The following is a 23,309-nucleotide window of genomic DNA, read 5'->3' as shown; positions in this document are numbered from 1 at the left end:
CTGACTGCTAAAAATATACTAGGCAATGCTAAGCGAGTGGTTATTAGTCCCAACAAGATAATTATTATTTAATTATTTGTAAATTTTATACTTAGTGCAACTGTGCTAATATAGTTTTGTTGAGTTTACAGATGTACTTTGGTTATACTCAAATACACAATAACTGAGAACTTGTATAAAACAATACACTATAAAATGACTAAAAGGATAAGTCTATGAGTACCGTCTGGGATAGCGTTCAGATAGCACGACATGCCAAGCGTCCATTATTTATGGACTATGTTAATCAGCTATTTACTGAGTTTGATACATTGCATGGTGATCGCGCCTTTGCTGATGATAAAGCTATTATTGGTGGCTTAGCACGCTTGGATGGCAAGCCGGTAATGGTCATCGGTCAACATCGTGGTCGTAGTACTCGTGAGCGTATTGCCCACAATTTCGGCATGGCCAATCCTGAAGGCTATCGCAAAGTTATTCGCTTAGTCAAAATGGCCGAGCGCTTTAACTTGCCGGTTATGACCTTTGTTGATACACAAGGAGCTTATCCTGGCATTGGTGCTGAAGAGCGTGGACAAGCCCAAGCAATCGCTGAAAGTATCGCTGTATTCTCCAGTTTAAAAGTACCAATTATCGTTACTATCGTCGGTGAAGGGGGTTCAGGTGGTGCGCTAGCTATAGGTGTCGGCGATAAAGTGAATATGCTACAAAACAGCATCTATTCAGTTATCTCTCCTGAAGGCTGTGCAGCTATTCTGTGGAAAACCGCTGAAAAAGCGCAAGATGCTAGTGAAGCACTAAAATTAAATGCTATTAACTTGTATCAAATGGGCTTGATTGATGCCGTCATCGATGAAGGAGAAGGCGCACATTTACAACCCCAGCCAGTGATGAAAGCCCTTAAATCATTGCTACTTGAGCAGTTAGAAGAGCTGCAAGCAATGGATGCTGATACTCGTACTGAACTGCGTTATGAAAAGCTAAAAACCTTTAACTCAGAAGTTATGCTACCAGCTTAACGTGCTTTAAAGCTTAACCATCGAACAATCATTAACGTGCTCCTTAGTAGCACGTTTTTTTGTAGCTGATTTTTAGCTTATAATTAGACTGGTTGAATATTCATCCATAGACACCTTAATAGACACCTTTAACTAGACATGACTACCTATGACTAATAGCGCCATTAAACCTTATCCTATCAAGCCCATAGCAGCAGAGTTGCCAGTAGATCCAGCGCTGGCACAAGCTTTATTGGTGAGTGTTGATGAACACCGTGAACAGTTACGTGGTCGGCGTATTTGGCTGGCTTGTAGTGGTGGTCGTGATTCTTTGGTTTTAGCCGCACTATGTTTGCAGCTTTATCAGCAAGGTAAGTTAGCATTTTTGCCGCAGCTGCTGCATGTTGATCATAATCTACAGTCAGCTAGTAGTCATTGGGCTAAGCATGTCGCGAAATGGGCACAAGTCCAACAGCTGCCTTGTACTATTTTACGAGCGCAAGTAACCGGTAGCGACGAGCAAGCAGCACGGCAAGCCCGTTATCAAGTGATGCTTGAACATATCAATCAAGGCGACGTTTTATTGTTAGGTCATCATGCTGATGATCAAGCTGAGACCGTATTGATGCGCTTGATGCAGGGTGCTGGGGTGAAAGGTCTAGCTGCTATGCAAGCATGGCGTGAGCAGTCACAAGGCGCGCGACATAATGTCTTATGGCGGCCTTGGTTGTCGGTGCGTCGTGCCAATATCAGTAGCTATGCTGAGCAGTTGCAGCTGCCTTATATTGATGATCCAACTAATGATAATGGTGATAATGTGCGTAGTAGTTTGCGCCGAGATATCATGCCACTGCTGGCAACTTATAACCCTAATGTCATTGAAAACATGGTTCGTAGTGCGCAATTGCTTAGCGATGCGCAGGCAACAGTCAATACGCAAGCGCTGCAAGATTGGCAGCAGACTGCTATCGACGAGCTTGATTATCCTTCAGCTCAGCAGGTAATTGATAGTGATCAACTGCAAGCATTACCACTCTATCGCCAACGGCAATTACTACATTATTGGCTGGCGCAAGATGAGCCGTTACCGCCGAGTAAGCAACTAGTAGATGACGTGTCTAGGCTAGTGCAACGTGATGATAATGACCACCAAACTCAGCTGGATTGGTACGCACACCGCCAACATTACAGGGTAAGTCGTTATCGTCAGCAGTTATATCGACTCAGTCACTCATGGCTTGATTGGCTAGCGTTGCCAGTGCTGGTACAGCAGCAAGTTATTATTAAAGATAGGCTGGAGCCCTTCACGGTAGTATTGCGGGAAAACGCCGCTTACCATTGGCAGTTAAAGGTTACAGCTAGTGAATTAGCACCTTTAATGAGCAACGATACGGATCCGTTAATCTTAAAAATAACACCGTTAGATCGACAACAAAAGTTAAAAACGTCAAGGGCTACTCGAGCACAGTCTGGCAAAAAACTCTATCAAACGTTAGCTATTCCAGTTTGGTTGCGAGACAGTTTACTAGTAGTGAGCGCTGTAAATCTAAACTCAGAAGTTACAGGTTCAAAAGCTGTTAACTCTGAGCATAAAGCCGATAATAGCGAGCTGCCACTATTACTAATCTCTCCCTTTGAGCAGTGGCCGCTGACCGCAGACGGTGCATCACTTAATTTAAGCCATAATGACCCTAAATGGATTGCCAAGATCGTTAATAGCGCATTTAGCAGTACTATTAGCAGTGCTCTATTTGCGGTAAAGTAATGGGTCTTGCTCTAGATTGCCGTTGCGGTTACTGACGCTATAAATGCTGCCGTCGATGAGCTTGTCTATGCCTTAATTACTAGTGTGCTTGCCTGTACTGTTAACTATATGGCTACTACTAATCTGCTATTAGCCAGTATCTAGGATTAATGGTAGGGCTTTTGAGCCACCGTTTGTTCTGTAACCAGCGTATCGATGTTCCATCTTTAGGATGAACTGATAGTCACTGCGTTAACCACCAATTTTTCAAACGCCAATAATGGCAGTATGGTAGACTAGACCTCATTTTAGACCGCCTGCTTGCTAAAAACACTCTATCAAACCCTGCTGTTTAAACGATACTATTTAGCGCTTATTATAAAAAGTAGGCTATGAAAAAACCAATGCTAACAGGCAGTTAGGGTTTTAATAGAGCAGAATTATTAGGAGATTTTATGTCATCAATTAATAATAAGTTAATTAATAAGAAAATAAGCTTTATCGGTGGCGGCAATATGGCGCAGGCCTTAATCAGTGGCCTCATTGGCTGCGGTATGAATCCTGCACTTATTACGGTATCGGCACCGAGTGCTGAGACTCGTGAGCAATACGCTAAGCAGCAAATGCATACTGTTGATGCTAGCCTAGAGCCAAAAGCAGCAGTTATCGATGCTGACGTAGTGGTACTAGCAGTCAAACCACAAATGATGCAGCAAGTAGTCAGCGAATTTTCTGACGCTTTAGAGCATCAACTAGTGATTTCAGTGGCAGCAGGCTTATCGACTGAGCTTTTATCTGAGATGTTAGGGGGCTATAGCAATATCGTCCGCGCTATGCCCAATACTCCCTCGAAAATACAAATGGGAGCAACTGGTCTCTATGCTACCAGTGATATTAATGATCAACAAAAGCAGCTAGCAACGGCAGTAATGGAAGCTTCAGGTTTAGTGATGTGGGTTGATTCTGAGGAACAGATGCATGCCGTTACTGCAGTGGCAGGATCAGCGCCAGCTTATGTGTTTTACTTTATTGAATCGATGATTGATGGCGCAGTGGCTTTAGGTCTAGATAGAGAGCAAGCCTCAGCGTTAGCTATGCAAACTGTGTTAGGCGCAGCGACTATGGCTATTGGTAGTGACGATAGTCCTGCTGAGCTACGTCGTAAAGTAATGTCGCCCAAGGGAACTACACAAGCGGCAATTGAGTCAATGCAACACAATGAGATTGGTCGCCAAATAGGCGAGGCTATGCAAGCGTGCTACGATCGCAGCAAAGCACTCAGTGAAGAGATGAAAAGCGACGATAAAAAGTAAAAGTAATTTACAACTGCCAAAGATTTTTGCAACTTATGCCTTAGCATAACTGCTCAGCAAGCTAGAAAGCTTTGTGAGTCAGTGACATAAATTAGCAGTCATAGCAGCCTACAGTCTCTGTTGTATTTAAAACTACTGGTTTCAAACTGATGATTGAAAACTGACTACATTAGTACTGACTATAGCAGCCTTTACTATTGGTAAGTGTTTAATATACCCTAACTTTTATTAGTCCAAATTCTATTACTATAGGCAAATCGAGTAGCACTTAATGAACGATATGTTATTACAAATTTTTGATTTGGTTACCACCTTTGCAATGCTATTGGTGTTTATTCGCTTTATGCTGCAGTTTGCCGGAATGGATGCTAGCGAGCCGCTGATTAGCCCTGCGTATAAAGCCACGCATATCGTCGATGTATTTGGACGGATTTTTCCAACGGTAGGCCAAGGGCGTATCAGTATTGCCGCTATAGTATTGATGTTCCTTATTCGCTTAATTGACATCGCTGGCAAGGCGGCGCTTGCCAATAAAGGCATTGCACCTATACCGCTATTTTTCCAAGGCTCGTTAAGTCTGATTTTAGACTTTTTGCGCATGTGTCGTTACGTAGTTATAGGCTCTATCATTGTCAGCTGGATTGTAGTGTTTACTCAGTCAGCGCACCCGATTATCGGTATTATCATGCGCTTAGCAGAGCCGATTTTAGAGCCGTTTCGTCGTATTACTCCGAACTTAGGGATGCTCGACTTATCACCAATCATGGCATTTTTTGCCTTCTATTTGATTGAGATTATGGTTGGCGCTATTGCTAATAGCTTGCTACCAATGCTAGGTTAAGCTGGCGAAGAGCAACTCATAAAATCAGCTAGTATTAGTCAATAAAAAGACGCCCTATTCATGAGTAGGGCGTCTTTTTTTTAATGCTAAATGCTAATAATAGCTAAATATCACTTAAATACTAAACAAACCGCTGTATCATCTTCGATTTACATTTTCTACAGCAGCGCTTTGAGCCGCTAGCAGTAAGGTCTACTATTGCAAGTTTAACAAGCTTTAAGACTAGCGCTAGCCGTTACAGTGAGTTGATGATAAAAACCAAACCGCCAGATTGAAATCAGTTTTTTGCAGCCTTTGTCAACATAGGCACAGCAACCCAGAAAAACTTATCACTGTTTCGCCTGATAAAGTGATTTACCGGTTTTATTTAGTATTGACTACATTAGTTATAAAGCGATTGGGTATCAGCTGAGCACTAGCATCATCGGGGTGGGGAGCATCTGCCTTGCTCAAGGTTTGACCGATCCACTGGTCGGCCGCCTTAACTGCCTCAATCAGCTTATCACCCTCAGCAAGGCGTCCAGCGATGAAGCTGGCTAGTGAGCAACCAGAGCCATGAAACTCACCTGGTAGGCGTGCTAAGGTGCTTTTATATACCATTTCACCTTGCAGATACAGATACTGCTCAATATCACCGCTATCAAAGTCGTGCGAGGTCTTTACTAGGACCGCCTGAGTACCTTGGGCACATAGCTTTTGTGCGCCAGTATGCAAGTCTTGTTCACCGCTCAAAGCACGCAGCTCATGAGTGTTTGGGGTTAACAAAGTAGCATAAGGCAGCAGTTTTCTAAATGCCGCTACCAAAGTGCGCTCATCACCTAAACTACCGCCACTATTAGCCACTAATACTGGATCTAAAACAAAAGGCGTGCCTTGAGTAATAAGTCCTTGAGCAAACATATCGGTTAACATAGCGATATTGTCTGTAGTACCGAGCATACCTGACTTGATAACGCTCACAGGCAAGTCATCGAGCACGGCGATGGCTTGGGCTTTTACTAAATCTGCGTCACAAGCTTGGAAGCTAAAGACTCGTTGTGAGCTTTGCACAGTGATCGCTGTACAAGCAATGGCAGCATGAGCACCTGCTTGACCGATGGCTTCGATATCTGCTTGTAATCCTGCCCCACCTGAAGGGTCTAATCCTGAAAAGCACAATACTACCGGACGCATAGCTTATCCTTATAAGTTATTATTAGTGACAGTGGTTTGTTTTTCCCTAAAAGCTTCTATTTATATTAACCGCTTCTATTTTTTATCAAAAGATTGTATCTGTCTTCAATGATTTTTAATTTCTGCTACTGACTATAGCTAGCTTGCTGCTAAAAAGCCACAGTAGCCGATTGCTGTTATTTCAGTAAAGATCTAAAATTAAGGTTATTAACTGGCTAAGATGATATTTCGCTGCTATTAACGCTATTTTAGCGGCGCTAAAAGCCTTAAATTCGCTAATAAACCGTTATTATGCAAAAAGGTTGATTAAAGTGGCATACAACGCTTGCATTTCGTTTGGGCTTTGTTATAATACTCGCCCACGACTAGGACGTATCATTAGCATCGATACTGTATTCTATCTCATAGAAGTCTTATCTCGTTCGGTGAAGTGGGTGAGTGGCTGAAACCAGTTCCCTGCTAAGGAACCATACGTGTAAGCGTATCGAGGGTTCGAATCCCTCCTTCACCGCCATTTATTCAGTTATTATTAGATTTAAAATATAGTTTATCGATGTTAGTTTTTATGATAACCGCTAGATTAAAATAATTTAGCATATATCTTATAATTAGATTGACATCCGCTGTATTATCTATATAATGACCAACCTAATTTACTGCAAAAGCTAATCACTGTGCAGTAGATGATGTGCAATACGCGCCTGTAGCTCAGTTGGATAGAGCACTTGGCTACGAACTAAGGGGTCGGGAGTTCGAATCTCTCCAGGCGCACCATTTGCATTATCACGGCTTTAAAAGTAATACCTAAATCAATCGCCTGTCTTCTGACATTTTGGCGGTTTTTTTATGTCTGTCGATTTTATAAGTTATTAAAGACTGACTTTTCTAAAATCGGTTTTATGCTTGCAGTAAGATAATGATTGAGATACTTAGCCGTTCTCCAAGCGCTGTTAAGGTACGCTAAGCTGTGCAATTACGGTACAATGGTCAACACAGAATAAAGCGTCAAGTCATCATCTACTCAGACCTTATAGAGTGCCAAAAATGTTAAAAGCGACTGCAAAACCTAAGCTTAAGCGCAAAATGCAAGCTAACCGTCCTGCTGAAATCGAAGAGCCGAGCATCGCCAAACCATTTGAGCGGGTGATAGCTATTGTCTATGATGGTATGTTGATATTAGCCTTGCTATTCTTGGTTGGCACGGTGTTGACCGTTATTGGTACTTTACTGACTATGCAAACGGGTACCGACTCAGCGCAAGCGCAGTCACTGCCAACTTGGTATCAGAACTTCATCATGACTCCCTCATTTATCTTAACGCTAGTAGGGTTCTACGGCTTGTTTTGGCGTCGTGGTGGCCAAACCCTAGGAATGCAGACTTGGCGTCTTAAAACGGTTAATAACACCGGTCATCTATTGACTTGGGGACAGTCCTTTAAGCGTATTTTGGCAGCTTGTTTAATGCCTCTATTATGCGGCATAATCGGTAGCCTGATAGGCGGATCGCGCGCAGTACTATTACTCAGTGCGTTCTTTGGCTTAATGTTTAACTACATTTTTTGTCTATTCAACAGTCGTGGCTTAGCAGTACAAGACATGATATCTAATACTATTACCTTAAAAATGCCAAAAGTAGCACAAGAAGGCCTATGGAGCGGCTTTAGAAACCGTAAGAAAAATAAATAAAGGGTATAACAACTGTATTATAGGCTTAGCGACGGCTTAACTATTGCTTACCACAGCAAAATGTCCCTTGGTTAAAATTAAAAGGGCTAGAAAACATAGTCAATAAAAAGGCATAAAAAAAGCTGAATCAAATGTAGATTCAGCTTTTTTATGCGCGCTTGTTAGGTCTTCAATAGTTATAATTTCTAATAAACTAAAAATATCATTCGGCTCATTAAATAACTATTAAATTTAAACCTGCTTAACGCTCTCAAACAACTACTAAAATAATGATTCGAGAATTACCTAAAATAATAACTGCTGTTAAGCGACTTGTACTGGAATAACGTTAGCAGTATCTCTTACGCTATTATCTTCATTACAATAAACCAGTTTTGGCTGATAAATAGCGGCTTCAACTTCATCGAAATGAGCATAAGCGCAAATAATAACGATATCGCCTAAATCGGCCATATGAGCAGCAGCACCATTCAATGAGATAATGCCTGAACCGGCTTCAGCACGGATAACATAAGTGCGAAAGCGTTTGCCATTAGTGACATTGTAGATATCGATAGATTCGTTTTCGCGCAAACCAGCGAGATCTAATAAATCGCTATCAATACCACACGAGCCTTCATAATGTAACTCGGCATGGGTGACACGAGCGCGATGCAATTTGCATTTAAGCATGTTAAGTAGCATAAGTTGCTTCCTTAGTGTAACTGATATTAAGTAACTGATATTAAATGGATTAACGACAGCTAATAAACGGATTAACTACAGCGTTAATGGGGACATAACTGATAAATTAAAGCTACTATTAAAATTTAAGCTGGTACTAATAGCGCTGCAATAACCACTCAGCGTTAATAGTTGGCTGTACTAACTGGCCACAAATACTAGAGTAGATGGCAACATTGCACAACTTAGATAGTCAACGAAAGTCTAAAAAACAGCGGTTATTAAAACAGGGCATATCATACCGTGTCAAGCAGGTAGTTTAAAGCCATTAATTTGCTCGCGTGCGCGCTCAATCTTACCTTCTAATAATAAGGGTAAGGCTTCAAAAGCCGCTGTCAAAGCGCTATCTATAGCGATCTGCTCATTAGGCGAAGCCTTTGAGAGTACATGACCACTGACTTTAGACTTATGTCCTGGATGACCTATCCCTACACGTAGACGATGAAAATCACTGCCGATATGTGGAGTGATATCACGTAAGCCATTATGACCACCATGACCGCCATCCGTTTTTAACTTGATACTACCTGCAGGAATATCCAGCTCATCATGAGCGATTAGCAGCTGATCGTTATCAATATTATAAAAATTCACCATCGGCACTACTGACTGGCCTGACTTATTCATAAAAGTTAATGGTAATAATAGGCGTACATCAGAGCCGTGAATCTGACCACGACCAGTAACGCCATGGAATTTTTTGTCAGTAGATAAAGTGATATTGAACTGTTGGGCCAAATGTTGCACAAACCAAAAACCAGCATTATGACGAGTGAACATATACTCTTGACCGGGATTACCAAGACCAACGATAAGCTTTATAGACATAACAATACTCAGTGTAGCTATTAGTAGGAAAGGTGAGAATTACCTTATGCTTAGGACATACGTTTTGAAAAAGTAACGTTAAAATTAGTTTTTCAAAACGTAATTACAAAAACAGCAGGAGATAATTATCTCCTGCTGTTTTCTAACGCAACTAACTTCTGTCATAGGGTATTTAACAAAATACTATATCAGAAGATAAGTTCTATTATTCGGCGTCTTTATCTTCGCTAGCTGCTTTATCGCTCTGCTCAGTAGCTGGAACTTCAGCTGCATCAACGTCATCTGCTTCTTCATCAACTTCTTCAACTGTTGGTGGCTGCATGTTAACGATAGTACGGTCGTGCGCATCTTCCATATCAAGATCAAAGATGATAACGCCTTCAGGCAATTTGATGTCTGATAAACGGAAAAGATCACCAATTTCCATACCAGATACATCTATTTCTAGATATTCAGGTAACTGTGATGGTAGGCAAACGATTTCGATATCAGTAACTAGCGTTGATAGAATACCACCAGCTTTAGTACCAGGCGCTTCTTCACGACCTGCAAAATGAACAGGGATGTTCATGTTGATTTTTTGACCTTTTACAACGCGCTGAAAGTCAGCATGCATTGGAAAGCCTTTAGCTGGATGACGCTGCAACGCTTTGATAACAACTTGATGCTCATTACCTGTATCAAGAGTAATAGTCAAAATCTGTGAAAAGAAGGCTTCATATTCAAGCGACTTTACTAGTTCATTGATTTTGATTGAAATGGTAGTTGGCTCTTCGCCACCGCCATAAATGATTGCAGGAACTAAATTCTGCTTACGTAGGCGGCGGCTCGCACCTTTACCTTGTTGTTCTGCAGAACGATCAACTGCGTTTATTGCGAAATGGTCAATGCTCATGGTTATAATCCTATAAAGAATAAGTGAAGTATCTGCTAGTAACTCTATGGATTTGCGACCAATCCACTATTGTACTAACAGCACTTTTTTGTGTTACCGGACTTATAAAGCCCAAATGGTTAACACAGGCGCGCATTATACGTGGTTTTGTAGTAATAATAAAGGCTTACAAAAAAATCCAGCGCTAAAGAATAACTCTTAGCGCTGGATTTATAACTAATTTGTCGTCTTTAACCGTAGATACTAGCAACATAAGCGCTAATGACCATAAGTAACTAGTGACGATTAAACATCAAACATAGCACTGATAGATTCTTCGTTATTGATACGACGTAAGCTCTCAGCTAGCATAGGAGCGATAGATATTTGACGTATTTTACTACAAGCGGCAGCCGCTGCAGAAAGTGGAATAGTATCGGTAACTACGATTTCATCCAATGCCGACTCGCTGATGTTCTTCAGTGCATCACCTGATAATACTGGGTGAGTGATATAAGCCATTACACGACGAGCGCCGCTATCTTTTAGGGCTTGAGCCGCTTTACATAGCGTTCCCGCTGTATCGACCATATCATCAACAATGACACAATCACGATCACGGACATCACCAATGATGTTCATTACTTGTGATTCGTTAGCGCGCGCACGACGCTTATCAATGATAGCCAAATCACTATCGCCTAATTGCTTGGCCATAGCACGAGCACGTACTACGCCACCAACATCAGGAGAAACTACCATGATGTTGTCATAATCTTGTTTTAATAGGTCATTGAGTAATACAGGAGTAGCGTAGATATTGTCTACTGGAATATCGAAAAAACCCTGAATTTGATCAGAATGTAGATCAACAGTCATCACTCGATCAATACTAACAATGTTGAGCATATCAGCAACAACTTTGGCAGAAATAGGCACTCGAGCAGAACGGGGACGACGGTCTTGACGAGCATAACCAAAGTAGGGCATCACTGCAGTGATACGACCAGCACTCGAGCGACGCAAAGCGTCAGCCATCATCATGATTTCCATGAGATTGTCATTAGTAGGGGAGCAAGTAGGCTGCATGATAAACACATCTTTTCCGCGCACGTGTTCTTTGATTTCTACCGCAATTTCGCCGTCAGAAAAACGTGTGATATCAGCTTTACCAAGAGGGATATGGAGGTGGTCGGCTACTGTTTTCGCTAATTCAGGGTGGGCATTACCCGTAAAAATCGCCAAATAAGGCATGACTGAAGTCCTATTGAGTGACTCAAGCAGCGACCGCTAAGCAGTGTCAAACTGCTCAAATTCAGAAAAGAGTGGAGAACGTAGTTAGTGATGTTGTGCACTAAAAAATGGTAGGGGTAGCTGGACTCGAACCAACGGTGTCAGGATCAAAACCTGATGCCTTACCAACTTGGCTATACCCCTGTATTGTACATACAGACACTTTAAATAATAATTATTTAAAATGCTATTACTTAACAAGTCATCTTATCGCTATTACATAGTAGCTGATAGTCAACTTTCATTAACGGTGTTCGTTGCGAACTATACCGAAAACAGGTGGGTGTTGTCAATTGCTATCATTCAGTTAATCTCTTAACGGATGTCAAAAACTTAGCAAGATAACCCATATAACATGAACTAATAATATGGTAGGGGTAGCTGGACTCGAACCAACGGTGTCAGGATCAAAACCTGATGCCTTACCAACTTGGCTATACCCCTATTGAGGCGACCTATTATAAGTAAATTTTCAGATTTTGCAAGCGCTTTGCGCCTTTTTCTGGCTTTTATTCGTAATAGGGTAAAAATAAAACGGATGTTGAGTTGATGAGAATTTATACACTGCCTTTATAATAATTTTATTTACACGCTATAGACAGTGTTTGGTTGAAGTTTTAGCTTGTATAGGCTAATGATTTGGCAAATCTCTGACATGCATGAACTGTGAACCCAAAAATTGGATATATCTATTTTCCAAACATTTAGGATCTGCTTGTTGCTCAAAATCGTAATCGTAGTCAGGATTGTATTTTCCGCCGTCTAAGGGTCCATTACTAAATAGCTCAGTGTTCAAAGGTATATCAACGCCATTGGCTGTCAGAGTCTGTGTCTCTTCATTCCAAGTGGTTATACCCTGAGGAAAAACAGGAACGTTAAGCCTATCAGCGTTTTGGATAAGCAAACATCCATCCTTCATAACTAAAGTACCGCCCATAGCGGGTTCTATTTCCACACCATGCTCATATTGATAGGTAAAAAACTTAGCATATGGCTTATTTTCAGAGTCGTTAATGCTGACATCACTAGCCATACTATCGATAGATACTTTTGGCTCAGGTAACGTGACGTTTTGAGTATCGGTATTGACTACCGAAGAGGGTGAAGGCGAATCGGTATTACTAGTACAGCCAGTCATTGATATTAAGAGAGGGAAGATAATTATAGAGCGTGTAGAACCACCTGTTTTCATTATAAATGACCTTTAGATTAAGAACGTTGCTTTATCACTACCGTCCAAACTCATAAACTGCCAACTATATATCCCGTACAAGGTGCCTCTTCAAGCCACTTTGCCAAAAGCTTTTCATCACTGGCAACAGTTGCATCCAATGGTAAAAACACCGCGCTGCCAGAGCCAGTCATGCGTGCTGTGCCTAATGCTACTTTCTGTAATCTTTGCAAATACTTTAGTGCCTCATCAACCTCAGGAGCGAGTCTCGTCACCACTGGGGTAAATACATTTTCATAAGGCGCTATCAGGTTTTGTGTATAGGCAGTAAATTGATCTTTAATAGTTGCAACCGATATCGACGCCATATCACGCTGCAATTTTGCATGAGCAAATAGCTTAGCAGTATCGACATGAGCGTCAGGTGTCAGTAGTAAATAGTGCTGATTTGGCAAATCGATGGCAGTCAGCTGCTCGCCAATACCCATAGCAATAGCATCTTGACCAAAGATAAATATTGGCACATCGGCGCCAATCGTAGCACCGATTTTTATCTGTTCATTTTTATCAAAGTTAAGCTGCCAAATCTCATTTAATGCTAATAAGGTAGTCGCGGCATTAGATGAGCCACCGCCTAAACCTGCACCCATTGGGAGACGCTTGTCTAAAGTGACTTGTACTTGGGGTAGCTGCTTAGGTAGTTTGTTTGACTGTATGGCAGACACTACTAGTGCGCGTGCCGCCTTAAAGATTAGATTGTCTTCTACGCTAGTAGTTATCGCATCTGCACCTGTTAACACCAATAACTGACTACATAGCTTATTGATGTCTAAAGAGCCATCAATATTTACTACTTTGTCTGTTAATAAAAAGTGCAGATAATCACCCCAATCAAGCAGCCGGAAAACCGTTTGCAAGTTGTGATAGCCATCAGCACGTTTGGCCGTAATGTGCAAAAACAAATTAATCTTGGCCGGTGACAAACGAGTAATCGAGCTGTTTGGAATGTTATGGTCTGAAATCATAAATAAATATACTAGTAAAAAAGCTTATTGATTTTGATGATTGATAGTCATCACTACTTTATGACCGGCGGGTTGCATGGCACTGATCTTATTAGGCAGCTTGTCATTACCTTTATAGCTGAAGCTAGCCGTCCAATCACCATTGATTGAGCTGATTAATCGGCCTTGACTGTCCAGCTGCGGAGCACTATCTGAGGGTGCAGAACGACCAGAGATCCAATACGGCATTTGCGAGATAGGGGCTTGCCAGCCGGTAGCTTTTTGTAGCAAGGTTTCAGGGTTATCAGCGCTCAAAGTACCAGTCTTTTCACTGACTAAGGTTGCCGTCTTACCATCGTACTGTATGTTGGTCTTGCCGATACCTAGCGCACCGATCAGTTCAATAGCGAAACGATCATTTTGCTGACCCCAAGCATAAAAGGCGCTGCCACCCTGTGCGGTAGTATTATTAGCACTATCAGCCGGAGTAGTCACGCCGATTTTACCATTGATATTAAAGTCACTTAGCTTTTGCACTGGCATCGTAGTAGGAGTAGTGGCTACTTGGTTTTTGGGTAGCGACTGACAACCAGAAATCATTAACAATGTGGCACTTGCTGCGGCAATAGCCATTAATTTTACTGGTTTATGTTGAGTTATGGTTGGCTGAGCTAGCTTTAATAGTGATGACATCATTATTCCTCAAAAGTGATAGTTCAAGTTTTGCAAAATTAAAAACCCTGCGAACTAGTAGAGTCCGCATAACAAAAAGCTAGCTTAAGCTATTTATGTTACTTATTTATGGATAGTTGTTAGCTTGTTATAACCGGCTTGTGCTAGCACTAGTGAAAATCACGGTTATAACAATCCCTTAATAAAGCTGTACTCGATCATTAACGTTGCGCTGACCGAAAGAAAAACGTTGCTGTAAATCAGCTAATAAAGCTTCGACTTTTTCATCAGCTCCTAAGCCTTGATAGGCACGTAGCAGTAGCTCACCTGAGCGCAAGGTAGGTAGTACATCGTAAGGGGTTTGCAAATAATTGATAACTTGCGCATAGTTTTCAGTGGCAAGAGCATTGCTAGCAAGCAAATTAAGCGCTTGTAGTTGCAGCTCATTGTCATAACGTGGATCATCATAGCGTATTTGAATAAGGTTCTTAGCTAGCTCTAAGCCTTGCTCTGAGCTACGATTATTAGCTAATAGTAGCTGGGCGTAACTGAGCTGGTAAGACAAGTTGCTAGGGTCTAAGGCTTGCAAATGATTGAGCAAAGTACGTTTTATTAAGTAATCTTTACTATCATCGAGTAGTTGCGCACGGGCGAATAGTATTAGCTCATTGTCTGGATACTTGCGACTGACACGAGTTAATAATTGCAGGGCTTTTTCGGCTTCATTATGCTGCCATAAAATATCAGCTTGCATTACATAACTATCAGGCGCGAACACAGGATACTGTTGGCGCAACAGCTGTAGAGTATTGATCGCTCCCTCGATATTATCGTTAAGCAATTCAAAAGATACTACTTTTTCGCGTGCTGCTAATACTAGATCTTCACGCACTACTGCGTTTAAGTAGTATTTAGCTTGCTCAAAGCGTTGTTGACGCTCAGCGCTTATCCCCAAATAATAATAGGCTTGATCGAGATATGCTGGACTCTTCACCAAAATATTTAACAGCTGATCGGCAGTACGATATTGCTCGACATCCAAACTTACTAAGGCTGCTAATAAAGTAATCTCGTTGTCATCATTAAAACGATTTTGCGCTTTTAATAGCAGCTCCCATGCTTGCTGACTTTGTTTCAGATCGAGCAGATATCTGATTTCGTATAAGTATAAGTTTTTGCTATCAGGGTTACGTAGGCGCGCTTGGTTGACGTAGCTGAGTACCGTTTCAGTGGACTCTATCTTGCGTAAGATATCTGCTTTTAGGGTAATGAAGGGGACGTAATCAGGCTGCGTGAGCAAAGCGCGATTGATATGAATAAGCGCATTCTGCGGATCATTAAATTGATTAAGCAAACCAGCTTTCAGTACCGACAATGAAGCATTCTGCTGACTATCAATAGGCTGTAGAGCAGCCAGTAACTCACGCTGATCGTCATCATTTTCAGGATAAATCCCTATTAAAATCTCGCTTAAATCTGCTCGTGGATCATAACGCAAGATGCGATTAAGGGTTTCACCTGCTAAAGTGTAATCATGCGCTTTTAGCGCTAAGTGCGCCACATAGAACCAAGCAGGTACATGATCAGGGTTTTGGTCTAGCCAGCTCTTAGCAAAATCTAATGACTCATGCACATCTTCATTATTCAATGAAAAGCCAAGAGCACGCTCAAAGACAGCAGTAGCATCCTCTTTAAAGGATTGCTGCTTATATAAAACCAAAGCGCGACGAGTGTTACCACGATTAGCAGCAAACTCAGCGTCCAACAACGCATATAAGCTCGGCTCACTGAGTGGCGGCCGAGGTTGCTTAGTCAACTCTAACTCTACAGCAGGGGCAGTAGTAGCAGAAGGATTACTAAGGTCAGTAGGCAGTATAATTTTAGTATCGCTAGTTACCGTATCAGTAGCAGCGGTGCTAGCTTGAGGTTTTTCAGAACTGCTACGCGGTAGTATAGCTTCGAGCAAAGGGCTAAATATATGAGCATGCGCATAGCAGGGGGCAGCTAAACACAGACAGGCTGCCAACAACAAGGTCAGCTTGCGGCGCTGCTGTAAACGCTTGATAATAGCGTTTAATAAAGTACTAATACCAAACGGATTGTCGTCGGCATAGTCAAACGCTGATCTTGATCGATAAAGAAACTTAAAAAAGTCCATAGACAGTCATACTTATCCATAAAAACAGTCAATAATCAAACCTAAGTATAAAAGCAGATGACTTTGCTAAACAAGAGTACTCCTGTTACTTATAGTCTGTCTTTAGCAAGTTTAGAAAGCTAAGTTGCTAATATATTTCAAAGCTCTAAGGCTTTAGCCTTCGCCCTGATTGCCTTACTGCTGCTATTTGCATCTGTCAAATAGAGCTTAGATTCAAGCCATGCGCTATTAGAGTCAATAGTAATAAAATCTAATTTAGCACTGGCGGTAATGGGTACGTATAGTAGCAATTAAAAGTGCTGTGGCAGTTGATTTGTGCCCTTCGTGCCCAGATAAACACAATCAGTACTGGCGTAGTAGGCTAAGTATTAAATAAAACAACTAACAATGATATAATACCCAGCTTTGTATTTGCTACAACACCTTTTTAAGCAGCGGCTATTTTAGTTAACGCTGCTGTCAACCTATTCAAATTAATAACGTCATAGCTGCTGTTACCGACTATTTATCGTATTGTTAGTAGCTAGTTAGCAGATTACTGTTGTTAGCCAACCGCTTGCTGTAGCTGGGCTAACAGGTAAAATGAGCGTTATATTTATGGTCTATAAATGATGAGATTAGTGGTCATCGGGGTCAATCACAAAACCGCACCAGTCGCTTTGCGTGAGCGCTTGGCGTTTGTGGGTAACGATTTGAACACTGCTTTGACTGAGTTAAAGGTTTTTACCGATGGTAGCGTCATTGTGTCAACCTGCAACCGTACCGAGATATATGTCCTAGTCCCACAAGCAGTACCGCAATTGGCTGATGCAGACTCTAGCCCTAATAATAGCTCAGCTTCTATGACTGCGGCAACGGATGAGCATATTGTCATCGTCAAGCAATGGCTAGCGAAATTCAAAAACATAGCTGTTTCTGAGATTGAGCCTTTTTTGTATGTGCACCGAGATACGCACGCCTTGACGCACTGGCTACGAGTTGCCGCTGGTCTAGACTCTATGATCTTGGGGGAGCCGCAGATATTGGGCCAGATCAAACAAGCGGTGCACTTATCACAGACAGAGCATGCGGTCAGCTCTCAGTTAGGTTGGGTGATCGACCAAGTATTTGCGGCCGCCAAACGAGTGCGTAATGAAACTAACGTTGGCGCACAAGCCGTATCGCTTGGCTTTGCCGCCGCCAAATTAGTGACTCAAATCTTCGATAACCTACCCAGTCGGACGCTGTTAGTCGTCGCTGCTGGCGAGATGAATCGTTTAGTCACTATGCATATCGCTGGGCTTGGGGTGGGGCGGATCATCATCTGTAACCGCAGTCCTGAGCGAGCAGAAGCACTAGCAGCTGAGCTGCGTCAAGCCAATCGTAGGGTCGAAGTTCGAGGGTTAGACGAGTTACCGCAACTACTAGCAGAAGCTGATATTGTCAGTAGCTGTAGTGGCAGCATGGCGGTACTGATTGACAAAAATATGACCGCACAAGCACTAAAACGTCGCCGTTATCAGCCGATGTTGATGATAGATTTGGCAGTACCTCGTGACATTGACTCTACTATTAGTCGGATGGATGACGTCTATCTTTACTCTATAGATGACTTACAGCATGTGATTGCTGGTAATCTAGAACAGCGCAGACAGGCGGCAGTCGATGCCGAGCTATTAGTCAGCCAATTGGTAGTCGAAATAGAACGCCAGTTTCAAGTACGCAAAGTCGGAGCCGATATACAGCAATATCGCACTAATACTTATGCACAAGTACAGCAGCTACTCACGGCTACTCTTAAGCAAGTTGAGAATGCAGAAGTCGACACTGAAGCGGCGATTATCGAATTGTCACGGCAACTCACTCAGACTTTAACTCATGCTCCTTCGAAGCTAATGCGTAAAGCCGCTCGTGAAGGCGACAGTCAATTGCTTGATTTTGTGGTTTCTGGTCTACATGATGCTTATCGTAAGCGGCGATAACAACAGAGCCTTGTTAAGGCTAATTATCAATGCTAGGATAATAAGCTCAATATTGTTTTCAAAACGCTAATAGTTAATGACAACAGTCTGAAATTCTGTTAATTTAAAGCTTGTTATTAAGCCAATATAGTTCTAATTCTTTAAAAGACTTAGTTAATAGGTTAAGCGGATAGTATTGACTTAGCCCGTGCTAGTGATAGCATCCTATAAGCATTGATAGCATCAGTTAGTAGTATTGATAGCGGTTGTTACTGATGAATAATTGCTAACTTTAATTATAAATTACCAGTCTTCATTGTCCTCTGTTTGCCACTGCGCAACAACTATAATGATGCTGATGCTAAACGCAGCCTTGCGTATAGCATAAATTGCCAACGGCAATAGCGCTAGGATAAAGTGCTATATCGTCAACTCCATGTCGCACCCTCTTTTAATACCCCAGTAGTAACGTCATAAGTATTATCGATAAATAATCAGCAGCGCTCATTTTATGTATTTTATTTAATACATCTATGTCTGAAATTTATTGATAACTTAGTTTAAGTTACCACCGAATAGTAGCTAAACACCGAATAGTAGCTAAACAACTATTGTCTATAAAAATAGTATCTACAAAAACAGTATCTATAAATTAATTGATTATCGGTAAATAACTTAACCACAAACAAGGAACGTCCTATGTCTGCATTACTTAAAGATATTGATCCAGAAGGTTTATTAGAATATTCAGTCGTTTATACTGACCGTGCCCTAAATCATATGTCAGGCTCATTCCAGCAAGTTATGAATGACTTGTCTCGTGATCTAAAAGCAGTTTATAAAGCTGAAGCCGTGGCTATTATTCCAGGTGCTGGTACTTTTGGTATGGAAGCGGTTGCTGCCCAGCTAGCTCGTGATCAAGATTGTTTAATCATTCGTAATGGTTGGTTCAGCTATCGTTGGACGCAAATTTTAGAAAAAAACAACCTTGGCAAAACGACTACTGTTTTGGCTGCTGAACGTACTGATGATAGTGAGGCTCCTAAGCCATTTGCTCCTATCGATATCGAAACGGCGGTTGCTCAAATTAAAGAGCATAAGCCTGGTATCGTTTTCGCACCACACGTTGAAACGTCAGCTGGTATTATCTTACCGAATCATTATATTAAAGCGTTAGCCGAAGCTACGCATAGCGTTGGTGGCCTACTAGTTATCGATTGTATCGCCTCAGGCTGTATCTGGTTAGATATGAAAGATCTAGGTATTGACGTACTTATTAGTGCCCCGCAAAAAGGTTGGAGCAGTACTCCTTGTGCCGGCATAGTTATGATGAGTGAAGCGGCTGTCAAAAAAGTAGAAACTACTGAATCTAATAGCTTTAGCCTTGACTTAAAGCAGTGGTTGACGATTATGCGTGCCTTTGAAAATGGTGGCCATGCTTATCATGCTACTATGCCAACCGATAGCTTACGTCAGTTCCGTGACACGGTTAATGAAGCCAAAGAAATTGGCTTAGATAAGTTATGTGATGCGCAGTGGGAACTGGGTAACCGTATCCGTCACGTATTAGAGTCTAACGGTTTTGAAAGTGTGGCTGCTGAAGGCTATAAAGCCCCAGGTGTAGTGGTTTCTTATACTGGTCGTGATGATATCCATAAAGGTAGTATCTTCGCTGAACTTGGTATGCAAATCGCTGCTGGTGTACCGCTTAAATGTGGCGAGCCTGATAGCTTCAAGACTTTCCGTCTAGGTCTATTCGGTTTTGATAAGCTACAAGATATCGATGGTACTGTTGAGCGTTTTGAGAAGGTACTTAATCAAGTACTTTCTATGGCTTAATAGCACAGACAGCTTAAAAGTTAGCAGCAAGCTCATTATTTTGTTTTAACCCTTGTCTTAGCTGAACACCATACTGGGCCTTAATGACTTAAGGTTCAGTATTTTTTTACCTATTTAATATACTTTATTATATAATGTATAATTATAAATCGATAATTGGGAAATCGTTACTGTTAATTAACTGATAATCAGCAATTGAGCGGTATGCGCAAACCATAATGTCAATAACAAACTAGGTAGATCGCGATGAGTATCCAAGTAGACTGGCAAGCTTTTACGCCTATCTCGTTAGTTGGCGGTGTCATAATAGGGGTGGCAACCGTCATCTTGTTATTAGGTATTGGCCGAGTAGCTGGTATTAGTGGTATTGCCTCCAGCTTGCTTAAACCTAAACGAGTAGAGGCTTGGCAAGTATTATTTGTATTAGGCCTTATCGTAGCGCCACTTTTATATCAGCTAGTAGCACCGCTAGCGCAGGTAAAAGTAGCTAGCTCCTTGCCACTGTTAATTGGTGCCGGATTATTAGTGGGCTTTGGCACTCGCTTAGGCTCAGGTTGTACTAGTGGTCATGGTATCTGCGGTAATGCGCGCTTATCCCCACGCTCTATGGCGGCGACAGTGACCTTTATGCTGTTTGGTATTATTACGGTTTATATAGGTCGGCAAGTATTTGGGCTAATTTAGCTAATCTAATAGTTACTGGGCGCTAAATATCGCCGAGCAATAACTATTAACTATAAGCTTTTAACAAATAATCATAAACCATGATAAGCAACGATAAGTAGAAGAGACGACCATGTTAAAAAATATAATTGGCTTGCTGGCAGGATTACTATTTGGTTTTGGACTACTGATATCGGGAATGACTGACCCAGTAAAAGTGCAAGGGTTCTTAGATATATTTGGCGCTTGGGATATCTCTCTAGCGCTAGTGATGGGTGGCGGCTTGATGGTGGCTATCGTCGGGGTACAACTAGCTAAGCGTCAGGGTAACAGTTGGATAGGCACGCTAATTGAGATGCCAACCAAAACTACAATCAATAAAAAACTGCTAATTGGAGCAATGTTGTTCGGTATCGGTTGGGGCTTAGTCGGTATCTGTCCGGGACCAGGGATTGTGTTGCTCGGTACAGGTCAGTGGCAAGCTTATGTATTTATACCAGCGATGATTATAGGTATGTTGCTATATCAATGGTTAGAGCCCAAGCTAGGCTGATATAAGTCTGCAACCGCTATGACCATTTGTCTGGCGACTAAAAAGCCAGCCTATAAGTTAACTCTAGGCTGGCTTTTTTATCGTCAAAAACCTTATATTATAAAACAAAATTTTAATAGCTTATTTGTTTGAAGGCGTCACCTTAGAGCTTTCATGCGCTAACGACTTAGCCGCTTGACGCAGTTCAAATTTTTGTACTTTACCGGTGCTGGTTTTTGGAATTTCAGCGAAGATAATATGCTTAGGAACTTGAAAGCCAGCTAGATGCTGCTTGCAATGCTCAATAACCTGGTTACGTTGTAAAACGCTACCAGCATAGATTTCAATAAAAGCGACAGGTACTTCACCCCACTTATCATCTGGTACGGCAACGACGGCACAGCTTAAAATTTCAGGCATTTTATATAAAACATTCTCAACCTCGATACTGGAGATATTCTCACCACCAGAGATGATAATATCTTTGAGCCTATCCATGATTTTAATATAGCCATCGGGGTATTTGACCCCTAAGTCTCCAGTACGGAACCAGCCATCAGCAAACGCCGCTTCAGTAGCTTTGCGGCTTTTTAGATAGCCTTTCATTATCATATTACCGCGCAGTGCCAGCTCACCTATCTCTTCACCATCAGCTTTGACCAGCTCAGTGCTGCCTTGTTTGAACACTTCAAACCCATTCATCAGATGGGAGGGTACTCCTTGACGAGACTTCTTCTGGGCACGCTCAACGATATTCAAATCAGCCCATTCTGGCTGCTCAGCGCACACAGTTACTGGCCCGTAAGCTTCGGTCAGACCATAAACGTGAGTGATGTCGAAGCCCATTTCTTCCATTTGAGCCAGCATAGTCTCAGACGGTGGTGCTCCTGCCACCCAGCCTTTAACGGCATGAGTAATGGCAGCTTTATATTCAGCTTTGCCATTAGCAATCATATTATGTACCACCGGCGCTGAACAATAATGGCTCACTTCATATTTAGCAATCAGCTGCAACATCAAGTCGGCATCCATCTTACGTAAGCAAACATTGACCCCAGCACGCTCAGCAATAGCCCACGGAAAGCACCAGCCATTACAATGAAATAGCGGTAGCGTCCATAAATAGGTGGGATGTTTGGGCATATCCCAATCTAAGATATTGGAGACGGCATTCAGCGTAGCACCACGATGATGATAGACCACGCCTTTTGGGGTGCCAGTAGTACCAGAAGTATAGTTGAGGGCAATAGCATCCCACTCATCGGCAGGCATCTCCCAATTATCTAAACAGTCTGAGCTGGCTAGCAACTCCTCATAACTCAACTGTCCAAAGCGCTCTACGTCAACAGCACTATCGGTGGCATGAATAACTATTAGCTTAGGAAAGGTCTCATCAATGATCTCAGCCAAAGCTGAAAACTCACTATCTAGAATCAATACTTTGGCTTCAGAATGCTGCAGACAAAAGGTCAGCGCATTGATATCTAAACGCGTATTTAAGGTGCATAAGACAGCACCTGACATCGGAACGCCAAAGGCACTCTCAACCATCGCCGGAGTATTAGGCATCATCACCGCAACGGTATCGTTTTTATCGATCCCTAGTTTGCGCAGGCCATCTGCCAGTTGTCGACAACGAATGAAGGTCTGCTGCCAAGTTTGAGTCAGGTGATTGGTTTCGAGATCATCATAGATAATGGCAGTCTGAGTGGGATAAGTGTAGGCAGTGCGAATGATAAAATCGATTGGGGTTAGCGGCTGATAGTTAGCTGGGTTCTTGCCAAGACCGGTATGAAAGTCAGTCATGAGATAGTCCTTTGTGTTGTTTTAATTTTAATCGCTGTTAACCGATGGTGA

The 23,309-nt window shown here is 42.0% G+C and carries 19 protein-coding genes and 4 tRNA genes; 11 read left to right on the top strand and 12 right to left on the bottom strand.

Features of this window, described 5'->3' with window-relative positions; translation table 11 throughout:
- Positions 1-215: 215 nt before the first annotated feature.
- The 4 genes from KZA12_RS04335 to KZA12_RS04320 all read left to right on the top strand — a co-directional run bounded on the left by KZA12_RS04335 (position 216) and on the right by KZA12_RS04320 (position 4,896).
- The gene (locus KZA12_RS04335) at positions 216-1,019 is read left to right on the top strand and encodes an acetyl-CoA carboxylase carboxyltransferase subunit alpha (protein WP_201621651.1); all 804 of its coding nucleotides are present in this window, start codon (positions 216-218) and stop codon (positions 1,017-1,019) included.
- A gap of 148 nt (positions 1,020-1,167) precedes the next feature.
- Positions 1,168-2,763 (top strand): tRNA lysidine(34) synthetase TilS, encoded by a 1,596-nt coding sequence (tilS, locus tag KZA12_RS04330; protein ID WP_218689343.1) that lies wholly within the window; start codon positions 1,168-1,170, stop codon positions 2,761-2,763.
- 434 nt (positions 2,764-3,197) lie between these two features.
- The gene (proC, locus tag KZA12_RS04325) at positions 3,198-4,055 is read left to right on the top strand and encodes a pyrroline-5-carboxylate reductase (protein WP_201621653.1); all 858 of its coding nucleotides are present in this window, start codon (positions 3,198-3,200) and stop codon (positions 4,053-4,055) included.
- 280 nt (positions 4,056-4,335) lie between these two features.
- Positions 4,336-4,896 (top strand): YggT family protein, encoded by a 561-nt coding sequence (locus tag KZA12_RS04320; protein ID WP_227677086.1) that lies wholly within the window; start codon positions 4,336-4,338, stop codon positions 4,894-4,896.
- Between the two features lie 363 nt (positions 4,897-5,259).
- Here the strand turns inward: KZA12_RS04320 and KZA12_RS04315 are convergent, their stop codons facing one another.
- The gene (locus KZA12_RS04315) at positions 5,260-6,069 is read right to left on the bottom strand and encodes a hydroxymethylpyrimidine/phosphomethylpyrimidine kinase (RefSeq protein ID WP_218689342.1); all 810 of its coding nucleotides are present in this window, start codon (positions 6,067-6,069) and stop codon (positions 5,260-5,262) included.
- A 424-nt stretch (positions 6,070-6,493) separates the two neighbouring features.
- Between KZA12_RS04315 and KZA12_RS04310 the strand changes: the two genes are divergently transcribed.
- From KZA12_RS04310 to KZA12_RS04300, 3 genes are all read left to right on the top strand, one after another.
- Positions 6,494-6,583: transfer RNA gene (locus KZA12_RS04310), tRNA-Ser, on the top strand.
- Positions 6,584-6,766: 183 nt separating this feature from the next.
- Positions 6,767-6,843 (top strand) — tRNA-Arg (locus KZA12_RS04305).
- 270 nt (positions 6,844-7,113) lie between these two features.
- On the top strand, positions 7,114-7,755 hold the full coding sequence (locus KZA12_RS04300; RefSeq protein WP_218689341.1) for an RDD family protein: 642 nt from the start codon (positions 7,114-7,116) through the stop codon (positions 7,753-7,755).
- Positions 7,756-8,058: 303 nt separating this feature from the next.
- On the opposite strand, the gene panD is transcribed toward KZA12_RS04300, so the two are convergent.
- The 10 genes from panD to KZA12_RS04250 form a co-directional block, all read right to left on the bottom strand.
- Complete coding sequence (panD, locus tag KZA12_RS04295) at positions 8,059-8,439, bottom strand: aspartate 1-decarboxylase (protein WP_201621656.1); 381 nt, start codon at positions 8,437-8,439, stop codon at positions 8,059-8,061.
- Positions 8,440-8,724: 285 nt separating this feature from the next.
- Positions 8,725-9,306: an aminoacyl-tRNA hydrolase gene (pth, locus tag KZA12_RS04290; RefSeq protein WP_218689340.1), complete on the bottom strand. Its 582-nt coding sequence runs from the start codon at positions 9,304-9,306 to the stop codon at positions 8,725-8,727.
- A 205-nt stretch (positions 9,307-9,511) separates the two neighbouring features.
- Positions 9,512-10,201, bottom strand: coding sequence for a 50S ribosomal protein L25/general stress protein Ctc (locus tag KZA12_RS04285; RefSeq protein ID WP_201621658.1), 690 nt, complete (start codon positions 10,199-10,201; stop codon positions 9,512-9,514).
- 285 nt (positions 10,202-10,486) lie between these two features.
- A complete protein-coding gene (locus KZA12_RS04280; protein WP_201621659.1) occupies positions 10,487-11,434 on the bottom strand; it encodes a ribose-phosphate pyrophosphokinase in 948 nt (315 codons plus the stop codon).
- A 108-nt stretch (positions 11,435-11,542) separates the two neighbouring features.
- A tRNA-Gln gene (locus KZA12_RS04275) sits at positions 11,543-11,617 on the bottom strand.
- 225 nt (positions 11,618-11,842) lie between these two features.
- Positions 11,843-11,917 (bottom strand) — tRNA-Gln (locus KZA12_RS04270).
- 187 nt (positions 11,918-12,104) lie between these two features.
- Positions 12,105-12,665, bottom strand: a complete 561-nt coding sequence (locus KZA12_RS04265; protein WP_218689339.1) for a hypothetical protein — start codon at positions 12,663-12,665, stop codon at positions 12,105-12,107.
- Between the two features lie 50 nt (positions 12,666-12,715).
- On the bottom strand, positions 12,716-13,669 hold the full coding sequence (gene ispE, locus KZA12_RS04260; RefSeq protein ID WP_218689338.1) for a 4-(cytidine 5'-diphospho)-2-C-methyl-D-erythritol kinase: 954 nt from the start codon (positions 13,667-13,669) through the stop codon (positions 12,716-12,718).
- A 24-nt stretch (positions 13,670-13,693) separates the two neighbouring features.
- On the bottom strand, positions 13,694-14,341 hold the full coding sequence (gene lolB, locus KZA12_RS04255) for a lipoprotein insertase outer membrane protein LolB (RefSeq protein WP_218689337.1): 648 nt from the start codon (positions 14,339-14,341) through the stop codon (positions 13,694-13,696).
- Between the two features lie 178 nt (positions 14,342-14,519).
- A complete protein-coding gene (locus KZA12_RS04250) occupies positions 14,520-16,478 on the bottom strand; it encodes a tetratricopeptide repeat protein (RefSeq protein WP_218689336.1) in 1,959 nt (652 codons plus the stop codon).
- Positions 16,479-17,089: 611 nt separating this feature from the next.
- Between KZA12_RS04250 and hemA the strand changes: the two genes are divergently transcribed.
- The 4 genes from hemA (at position 17,090) to KZA12_RS04230 (ending at position 21,473) form a co-directional block, all read left to right on the top strand.
- Positions 17,090-18,439 carry a glutamyl-tRNA reductase gene (gene hemA, locus KZA12_RS04245; RefSeq protein WP_218689424.1) on the top strand — a complete coding sequence of 450 codons (1,350 nt, stop codon included), beginning with the start codon at positions 17,090-17,092 and terminating at the stop codon, positions 18,437-18,439.
- A 678-nt stretch (positions 18,440-19,117) separates the two neighbouring features.
- Positions 19,118-20,257: an aminotransferase class V-fold PLP-dependent enzyme gene (locus KZA12_RS04240; protein ID WP_201621663.1), complete on the top strand. Its 1,140-nt coding sequence runs from the start codon at positions 19,118-19,120 to the stop codon at positions 20,255-20,257.
- 246 nt (positions 20,258-20,503) lie between these two features.
- The gene (locus tag KZA12_RS04235) at positions 20,504-20,941 is read left to right on the top strand and encodes a YeeE/YedE family protein (RefSeq protein WP_218689335.1); all 438 of its coding nucleotides are present in this window, start codon (positions 20,504-20,506) and stop codon (positions 20,939-20,941) included.
- A gap of 112 nt (positions 20,942-21,053) precedes the next feature.
- Positions 21,054-21,473: a DUF6691 family protein gene (locus tag KZA12_RS04230; protein ID WP_218689334.1), complete on the top strand. Its 420-nt coding sequence runs from the start codon at positions 21,054-21,056 to the stop codon at positions 21,471-21,473.
- A gap of 120 nt (positions 21,474-21,593) precedes the next feature.
- Here the strand turns inward: KZA12_RS04230 and KZA12_RS04225 are convergent, their stop codons facing one another.
- Positions 21,594-23,258, bottom strand: coding sequence for an AMP-binding protein (locus KZA12_RS04225; RefSeq protein WP_218689333.1), 1,665 nt, complete (start codon positions 23,256-23,258; stop codon positions 21,594-21,596).
- Positions 23,259-23,309: the final 51 nt, after the last annotated feature.

The organism is Psychrobacter sp. BF1 (assembly GCF_019279065.1).
GTDB classification, from domain to species: Bacteria; Pseudomonadota; Gammaproteobacteria; order Pseudomonadales; family Moraxellaceae; genus Psychrobacter; species Psychrobacter urativorans.
The sequence above is the reverse complement of the archived record's forward strand: the minus strand, read 5'-3'. Positions and strand labels throughout refer to the sequence as shown.

Excerpts from the sequence above, each read along its gene's own strand:
- lolB (WP_218689337.1), bottom strand. The coding sequence starts at position 14,341 with ATGTCATCACTATTAAAGCTAGCTCAGCCAACCATAACTCAACATAAA.
- KZA12_RS04315 (WP_218689342.1), bottom strand. The coding sequence starts at position 6,069 with ATGCGTCCGGTAGTATTGTGCTTTTCAGGATTAGACCCTTCAGGTGGG.
- panD (WP_201621656.1), bottom strand. The coding sequence starts at position 8,439 with ATGCTACTTAACATGCTTAAATGCAAATTGCATCGCGCTCGTGTCACC.
- KZA12_RS04250 (WP_218689336.1), bottom strand. The coding sequence starts at position 16,478 with ATGGACTTTTTTAAGTTTCTTTATCGATCAAGATCAGCGTTTGACTAT.
- ispE (WP_218689338.1), bottom strand. The coding sequence starts at position 13,669 with ATGATTTCAGACCATAACATTCCAAACAGCTCGATTACTCGTTTGTCA.
- KZA12_RS04320 (WP_227677086.1), top strand. The coding sequence starts at position 4,336 with ATGTTATTACAAATTTTTGATTTGGTTACCACCTTTGCAATGCTATTG.
- tilS (WP_218689343.1), top strand. The coding sequence starts at position 1,168 with ATGACTAATAGCGCCATTAAACCTTATCCTATCAAGCCCATAGCAGCA.
- KZA12_RS04280 (WP_201621659.1), bottom strand. The coding sequence starts at position 11,434 with ATGCCTTATTTGGCGATTTTTACGGGTAATGCCCACCCTGAATTAGCG.
- KZA12_RS04335 (WP_201621651.1), top strand. The coding sequence starts at position 216 with ATGAGTACCGTCTGGGATAGCGTTCAGATAGCACGACATGCCAAGCGT.
- KZA12_RS04265 (WP_218689339.1), bottom strand. The coding sequence starts at position 12,665 with ATGAAAACAGGTGGTTCTACACGCTCTATAATTATCTTCCCTCTCTTA.
- proC (WP_201621653.1), top strand. The coding sequence starts at position 3,198 with ATGTCATCAATTAATAATAAGTTAATTAATAAGAAAATAAGCTTTATC.
- KZA12_RS04300 (WP_218689341.1), top strand. The coding sequence starts at position 7,114 with ATGTTAAAAGCGACTGCAAAACCTAAGCTTAAGCGCAAAATGCAAGCT.
- hemA (WP_218689424.1), top strand. The coding sequence starts at position 17,090 with ATGAGATTAGTGGTCATCGGGGTCAATCACAAAACCGCACCAGTCGCT.
- KZA12_RS04225 (WP_218689333.1), bottom strand. The coding sequence starts at position 23,258 with ATGACTGACTTTCATACCGGTCTTGGCAAGAACCCAGCTAACTATCAG.
- KZA12_RS04240 (WP_201621663.1), top strand. The coding sequence starts at position 19,118 with ATGTCTGCATTACTTAAAGATATTGATCCAGAAGGTTTATTAGAATAT.
- pth (WP_218689340.1), bottom strand. The coding sequence starts at position 9,306 with ATGTCTATAAAGCTTATCGTTGGTCTTGGTAATCCCGGTCAAGAGTAT.
- KZA12_RS04235 (WP_218689335.1), top strand. The coding sequence starts at position 20,504 with ATGAGTATCCAAGTAGACTGGCAAGCTTTTACGCCTATCTCGTTAGTT.
- KZA12_RS04285 (WP_201621658.1), bottom strand. The coding sequence starts at position 10,201 with ATGAGCATTGACCATTTCGCAATAAACGCAGTTGATCGTTCTGCAGAA.
- KZA12_RS04230 (WP_218689334.1), top strand. The coding sequence starts at position 21,054 with ATGTTAAAAAATATAATTGGCTTGCTGGCAGGATTACTATTTGGTTTT.